At 56.3% G+C, this 1414-nt stretch carries 1 rRNA gene (running past one end of the window); it reads right to left on the bottom strand.

Annotation, left to right across the window (positions count from 1 at the left end):
- Positions 1–22 precede the first annotated feature (22 nt).
- Positions 23–1414 (bottom strand): 23S ribosomal RNA (locus tag AQJ67_RS44235) (its annotated part continues 1796 nt past the right edge of the window); the annotation flags it as partial.

Below are 1414 nucleotides of genomic sequence, written 5' to 3'. Positions count from 1 at the left end.
AACACAGTGGACGCGAGCAACTGAGGACAAGCCCTCGGCCTATTAGTACCGGTCACCTCCACACGTTACCGTGCTTCCAGATCCGGCCTATCAACCCAGTCGTCTACTGGGAGCCTTACCCCATCAAGTGGGTGGGAGTCCTCATCTCGAAGCAGGCTTCCCGCTTAGATGCTTTCAGCGGTTATCCCTCCCGAACGTAGCCAACCAGCCATGCCCTTGGCAGAACAACTGGCACACCAGAGGTTCGTCCGTCCCGGTCCTCTCGTACTAGGGACAGCCCTTCTCAAGACTCCTACGCGCACAGCGGATAGGGACCGAACTGTCTCACGACGTTCTAAACCCAGCTCGCGTACCGCTTTAATGGGCGAACAGCCCAACCCTTGGGACCGACTCCAGCCCCAGGATGCGACGAGCCGACATCGAGGTGCCAAACCATCCCGTCGATATGGACTCTTGGGGAAGATCAGCCTGTTATCCCCGGGGTACCTTTTATCCGTTGAGCGACGGCGCTTCCACAAGCCACCGCCGGATCACTAGTCCCGACTTTCGTCCCTGCTCGACCCGTCGGTCTCACAGTCAAGCTCCCTTGTGCACTTACACTCAACACCTGATTGCCAACCAGGCTGAGGGAACCTTTGGGCGCCTCCGTTACTCTTTAGGAGGCAACCGCCCCAGTTAAACTACCCATCAGACACTGTCCCTGATCCGGATCACGGACCCAGGTTAGACATCCAGCACGACCAGAGTGGTATTTCAACGACGACTCCACGAACACTGGCGTGCCCGCTTCAAAGTCTCCCACCTATCCTACACAAGCCGAACCGAACACCAATATCAAACTGTAGTAAAGGTCCCGGGGTCTTTCCGTCCTGCTGCGCGAAACGAGCATCTTTACTCGTAGTGCAATTTCACCGGGCCTATGGTTGAGACAGTCGAGAAGTCGTTACGCCATTCGTGCAGGTCGGAACTTACCCGACAAGGAATTTCGCTACCTTAGGATGGTTATAGTTACCACCGCCGTTTACTGGCGCTTAAGTTCTCAGCTTCGCCACACCGAAATGTGACTAACCGGTCCCCTTAACGTTCCAGCACCGGGCAGGCGTCAGTCCGTATACATCGCCTTACGGCTTCGCACGGACCTGTGTTTTTAGTAAACAGTCGCTTCTCGCTGGTCTCTGCGGCCACCCCCAGCTCACCGAGTAAATCGGATCACCGAGCGTGGCCCCCCTTCTCCCGAAGTTACGGGGGCATTTTGCCGAGTTCCTTAACCATAGTTCACCCGAACGCCTCGGTATTCTCTACCTGACCACCTGAGTCGGTTTAGGGTACGGGCCGCCATGAAACTCGCTAGAGGCTTTTCTCGACAGCATAGGATCATCCACTTCACCACAATCGGCTCGGCATCAGGTCTCAG

The sequence above is a fragment of the Streptomyces caeruleatus genome (genome assembly GCF_001514235.1).
In the GTDB taxonomy this organism is placed as follows: Bacteria; Actinomycetota; Actinomycetes; order Streptomycetales; family Streptomycetaceae; genus Streptomyces; species Streptomyces caeruleatus.
The sequence above is the reverse complement of the archived record's forward strand: the minus strand, read 5'-3'. Positions and strand labels throughout refer to the sequence as shown.